3 protein-coding genes and 2 pseudogenes are annotated in these 5,688 nt (G+C 73.2%); 3 read left to right on the plus strand and 2 right to left on the minus strand.

Translation table 11 applies throughout. From position 1 onward, the window contains the following. Positions 1-73: 73 nt before the first annotated feature. On the minus strand, positions 74-2,659 hold the full coding sequence (pepN, locus tag ABTY20_RS34630; protein ID WP_352001121.1) for an aminopeptidase N: 2,586 nt from the start codon (positions 2,657-2,659) through the stop codon (positions 74-76). Between the two features lie 174 nt (positions 2,660-2,833). Between pepN and ABTY20_RS34635 the strand changes: the two are divergent. Next, positions 2,834-3,317, plus strand: a pseudogene (locus ABTY20_RS34635) (DUF1203 domain-containing protein). Positions 3,318-3,401: 84 nt separating this feature from the next. Here ABTY20_RS34635 and ABTY20_RS34640 read toward each other — a convergent pair. Beyond that, positions 3,402-4,418 carry an aspartate-semialdehyde dehydrogenase gene (locus ABTY20_RS34640; protein WP_352001122.1) on the minus strand — a complete coding sequence of 339 codons (1,017 nt, stop codon included), beginning with the start codon at positions 4,416-4,418 and terminating at the stop codon, positions 3,402-3,404. Between the two features lie 336 nt (positions 4,419-4,754). Between ABTY20_RS34640 and ABTY20_RS34645 the strand changes: the two genes are divergently transcribed. Then, on the plus strand, positions 4,755-5,294 hold the full coding sequence (locus tag ABTY20_RS34645) for an RNA polymerase sigma factor (protein WP_352001123.1): 540 nt from the start codon (positions 4,755-4,757) through the stop codon (positions 5,292-5,294). 1 nt (position 5,295) lies between these two features. Continuing rightward, positions 5,296-5,688 (plus strand): annotated as a pseudogene (locus tag ABTY20_RS34650) (hypothetical protein); the annotation flags it as partial.

The raw sequence follows: 5,688 nt of genomic DNA on the forward strand, positions 1-5,688 counted from the left end.
GGGGGGGGGGGGGGGGGGGCGCGGGGGGGCCCCCGGGGGCCCCCCCGCCGCCCCCCCTTCCGGAGGACCGGTGCTACTGGGCGGCCCCCGCCGCCGCGTCCGCGGCCTGGGCGCGCAGGGCGCGTTCCACGCCCGCGCGGGACTCCGAGACCAGGCGGCGCAGGGCCGCGCCCGGCTCGGCGGACGTCAGCCAGACGTCCGTCTTGTCGAGGGTCCCGCCCGAGACCTGGATCGACGGGTAGAGGCCGACCGCGATCTGCTGGGCCATCTCGTGCGAGCGGGACGCCCAGACGTCCGCCAGCACCTCGAAGTACCGGTCCGTGTACGGCGCCAGCAGCTCGCGCTGGTCGGTCTGGACGAAGCCGGCGATGACCGCCTCCTGGAGGGCGTTCGGCAGCTTGTCGGACTCCACGACCGAGGCCCACGCCTCCGCCTTGGCCTCCTCGGTCGGGCGGGCCGCGCGGGCGGTCGCGGCGTGCCGCTCACCGGCCGCCGTCCGGTCCCGCTCGTACTCGCTCGCGATCTCCGCCTCGTCGAACCGGCCCACCGCCGCCAGCCGCTGCACGAACGCCCAGCGCAGCTCCGTGTCCACGGCCAGGCCCTCGACGGTCTGCGTGCCCGACAGCAGGCCCTCCAGCAGGTCCAGCTGCTCGGGGGTGCGGGCCGTCGCCGCGAACGCCCGCGCCCAGGCCAGCTGGTGGTCGCCGCCCGGCTCGGCGGACCGCAGGTGGGCCAGCGTGGCGTCGGTCCAGCGGGCCAGCAGGTTCTCGCGGGCGGCCGGGTCGGCGTACAGGTCGAGCGCCAGCTTCACCTGACGGTGCAGCGACTGCACGACACCGATGTCGGACTCCTTGCCGATGCCCGACAGGACCAGGGAGAGGTAGTCGCGGGTGGCGAGCTCCGCGTCCCGGGTCATGTCCCAGGCCGAGGCCCAGCACAGGGCGCGGGGCAGGGACTCCGCGAAGTCGCCGAGGTGCTCGGTGACGACGGCGAGGGACTGCTCGTCCAGGCGGACCTTGGCGTAGGAGAGGTCGTCGTCGTTGAGGAGGACGACGGCCGGGCGGCGCTTGCCGACGAGCTGGGGGACGGCCGTCAGCTCGCCGTCGACGTCCAGCTCGATCCGCTCGCCGCGCACCAGCCTGCCGTCGGCGTCGAGGTCGTAGGCGCCGACGGCGATCCGGTGCGGACGCAGGGTCGGCTCGCCCTTGGCGCCGGCGGGCAGCGCGGGGGCCTCCTGGCGGATGGCGAAGGAGGTGACGACGCCCTCGGCGTCGGTCTCGATCTCCGGGCGCAGCACGTTGATCCCGGCCGTCTCCAGCCACTTCCTGGACCAGGTCCGCAGATCGCGCCCGGAGGTCTCCTCCAGCGCGCCCAGCAGGTCGGACAGGCGCGTGTTGCCGTACGCGTGACGCTTGAAGTACGCCTGCACGCCCCGGAAGAACGCGTCCTCACCGACGTACGCGACGAGCTGCTTCAGCACGGACGCGCCCTTGGCGTACGTGATGCCGTCGAAGTTGACCAGCACGTCGTCCAGGTCGCGGATGTCCGCCATGATCGGGTGCGTGGACGGCAGCTGGTCCTGGCGGTAGGCCCAGGTCTTCATGGAGTTCGCGAACGTGGTCCACGAGTGCGGCCACCTCGAGCCCGGCGCCGCCGCCTGGCAGGCGATGGACGTGTACGTGGCGAACGACTCGTTCAGCCACAGGTCGTTCCACCACTCCATGGTGACCAGGTCGCCGAACCACATGTGGGCCAGCTCGTGCAGGATGGTCTCCGCGCGCACCTCGTACGCCGCGTCGGTCACCTTCGACCGGAAGACGTACTGGTCGCGGATGGTCACCGCGCCCGCGTTCTCCATCGCGCCGGCGTTGAACTCCGGCACGAACAGCTGGTCGTACTTCTCGAACGGGTACGCGTAGTCGAACTTCTCCTGGAACCAGTCGAAGCCCTGCCGGGTGACCTCGAAGATCGCGTCCGAGTCCAGGTACTCGGCGAGCGACGGGCGGCAGTAGATGCCGAGCGGGACGGACCGGCCGTCCTTCTCGTAGACGCTGTGCACGGAGTGGTACGGGCCGACGATCAGCGCCGTGATGTACGACGAGATGCGCGGGGTCGGCTCGAACCGCCAGACGTTCTCCTGCGGTTCGGGCGTCGGCGAGTTGGAGACGACGGTCCAGCCCTCCGGCGCCTTCACGGTGAACCGGAAGGTCGCCTTCAGGTCGGGCTGCTCGAAGCTCGCGAAGACCCGGCGGGCGTCGGGCACCTCGAACTGGGTGTAGAGGTACGCCTGGTCGTCCACCGGGTCGACGAACCGGTGCAGGCCCTCACCGGTGTTGGTGTACGCGCAGTCGGCCTCCACCCGCAGGACGTTGCGGCCCTTCAGCAGGCCGGGCAGGGCGATGCGGGAGTCGGCGAAGACCTCGGCGGGGTCGAGGGAGTCCCCGTTGAGGGTCACCTCGTGCACGGTGGGGGCCACCAGGTCGATGAAGGACTCGGCGCCGTCGCCGTCCTCGGCGACGTCGAAGCGCACCGTGGTCACGGACCGGTAGGTGCCGCCCTCCTGCGCGCCGGAGAGGTCGAGATCGATCTCGTACGAGTCCACGGTCAGCAGCTTCGCCCGCTGCCGCGCCTCTTCGCGAGTCAGGTTTGTGCCAGGCACGCGGTCATCTCCTCGATATGTGTGGGTTGCGCCATCCTTCCACGCGACGTCGGGGTGAGACGATGACCGAGCCGGATCATGGGGATTCCCCTGTGCCGTCCGGTGGACGACGGGGCGGGCTCGACGTCCGGAATCCGCCGGCGGTCCGCGCGGGCGGGAGCGAGCCCGGGGGACATGGAGACCCGCACCGCGCGCCCCGTCGCCCCGACCGTCCGGAGGGAACTGCTGACCCTCGACGACGAGGGCGGCGCCCCGCTCCGCTGCTGTCTGCGCCGCAGCCGCCCCGGAGTGGGGGTCCCCCCCCGGCTCGAGCGAAGCCGAGAGCTGGGGGAGCCTCGCCCTCGTCTCCTACGCGCCGCTGCGCCGCTGGGCGGCGGAGACGGGCGCGGACCCCGGCGCCTACGACGAACAGGGCCCCGTCTTCGTCCACGCCGAGGAGTGCGCGGGCCCGGAGGGCACGGACCTCCCCTTCACCGACGCCCACCGCACGCTCCGCCGCTACTCCGCCGGCGGCCGCATCCTGGGCGGCCGCCTGGTCGAGGCGCGGGAGCACTTCGCACCCGCCCTCACCGAGGCCTTCACCGACCCCGAGGTGGCGCTGGTGCACGTACGGGCCGTCGAGTACGGCTGCTTCCTGTACGAGGTCCGCCGGGACTGACCGGGCGCCCCCGCACGGCAGTCGGCAGTACGAAGAAGAGGCGGGCGTCCCGCCCGGGGACGCCCGCCTCTCGTGCCGTCGGCGTCAGCCGCGCAGTTCCCGCGCCACCAGCTCCGCGATCTGCACGGCGTTCAGCGCCGCGCCCTTGCGGAGGTTGTCGTTGGAGACGAACAGGGCGAGACCGTTCTCCACCGTCTCGTCGGGGCGGATCCGGCCGACGTAGGACGGGTCCTGGCCGGCGGCCTGCAGCGGGGTGGGGATGTCGGTGAGGACGACACCGGGGGCGTCCGCCAGCAGCTCGGCGGCGCGCTCGGCGCTGATCGGGCGGGCGAACCGGGCGTTGACCTGCAACGAGTGTCCGGAGAACACCGGGACCCGCACACAGGTGCCGGAGACCTTCAGTTCGGGGATCCCCAGGATCTTGCGGGACTCGTGGCGCAGCTTCTGCTCCTCGTCGGTCTCGTGTCGACCGTCGTCGACGAGGTTGCCGGCGAAGGGCAGCACGTTGAAGGCGATGGGGCGCTTGTAGACATCGGGCTCGGGGAAGTCGACCGCCGAGCCGTCGTGGGTCAGCTTGTCGGCCTCGTCGATCACCTTCTGCGCCTGACCGTGCAGCTCCGCGACGCCCGCGAGGCCGGAACCGGACACGGCCTGGTACGTGGCGACGACCAGCGCCTCCAGACCCGCCTCCGCGTGCAGCGGACGCAGCACCGGCATCGCGGCCATCGTGGTGCAGTTCGGGTTGGCGATGATGCCCTTGGGACGGTTCGCGATCGCGTGCGGGTTCACCTCGGAGACGACGAGGGGGACCTCGGGGTCCTTGCGCCAGGCGGAGGAGTTGTCGATCACGACCGCGCCCTGCGCGGCGACCTTCTCGGCCAGCGCCTTCGAGGTCGCGCCGCCCGCGGAGAACAGCACGATGTCCAGGCCGCTGTAGTCGGCGGTGGACGCGTCCTCCACCGTCACGCCGTCCAGCTCCGTGCCCGCCGAGCGGGCCGAGGCGAACAGGCGCAGCTCGGTGACCGGGAAGTTCCGCTCCTTGAGGATCCCGCGCATGACCGTGCCCACCTGACCGGTGGCTCCGACGATTCCGACCCTCACGGCGACTCCCTACTCTGTCCTGATTCGTATCCGAATGCCTGGCCGAGGCTCTTCCATCATGCGGCCGACCACGGCCCGCCTGTCCAATTCTTTGCGGACTCCGCTCACCCCGTGGGACACCCCGGTGACGGCCACCGGTTGCGGACCTCCGGCCGTCACCCCTTTGAACTGCAGGAATTCAGCCCTCGGGGGCCGTGGACCGCAAGGTCCCCTGCCCGGTCCGGTCCGGGCCACACGGAGGTGTGACATACGCCTCGACCGGATCCGCGGAACCCGGTCGAACGTTCCGGGCGGGAGCGGCGTCGTAGGGGAAACAGCGTGTGAGGGGGGTGGCCGGTGCTGCGCGGAAGGACCCGGCGCGGCCGGGGGTCGTCGTACGCCGCCGCGGACGACGACCCGCTGGACGCGGCGCAGGAACGCCGGGTGCGGGCGGTGCTCGCCCTGGGCGGAGTGCCGCAGGCGGACCTGCCGGACGGGGTGCAGCAGGTCCGCCTGCGGCTGCTGGAGCGGGCCGCGAGCGGGCGGGAGGCGCCGCGGGACGTCTCGGCGTGGGCGGCGGTGGTCGCCTCCAACCTGGCCATGGACTGGCACCGGGCCAAGCGCCGCCAGGAGCGGATCGGGGAGCGCCTCGCCTCGCTCCGTCCGGCACAGGCCCCGTCCGGGGAGGAGACCAGCCTGCTCTCCCTCGCCGTCGCCCGCGGCCTGGACGAGCTGCCCGACGGACAGCGCCAGGTGGTGGTGCTGCGCTTCTACGCCGACCTGCCGGTACGGTCCATCGCCGAGCAGCTCGGCGTCCCCGAGGGCACGGTCAAGAGCAGGCTGCACACGGCGGTCCGCGCCCTGCGCGCCCGCCTGCACGAGGACGAGGTGGTCTGACATGCCCGCCCACGACGAGGACCGGGACCCGGCCCCCGGCGCGCCCGAGCACGGGCGCCCGGCGCACGGGGAACCCACCGCGCACGACGGCCCCGCGCACGACGGTACGGACGCGCTGATGGCCGTCCTCCTGGGGGAGGATCCGACCGCGCGGGCGCTGCGGGACCCGGCGTTCGCGGCCGACCACCGGGCGGCCGCCGTCGACGTCGCCGTGCTGCGGGAGCAGCTGGCGCTGATCGGGGACGCCCTCGCGTCCCCCGTGGAGGCGGGGACGGCGGACGGGGAAGGAGCCGGTGCGCCGGCGGGGCGAGGCGGTGCCGGGCGGCTCACCGGCGGGCCGGGGACCGGGGGCGGACCGGCGTCCGGGCGTGAGGCCGGCGGTGAGGCGGCCGCC

The sequence above is a fragment of the Streptomyces sp. NPDC126497 genome (genome assembly GCF_040302425.1).
Classification (GTDB): Bacteria; Actinomycetota; Actinomycetes; order Streptomycetales; family Streptomycetaceae; genus Streptomyces.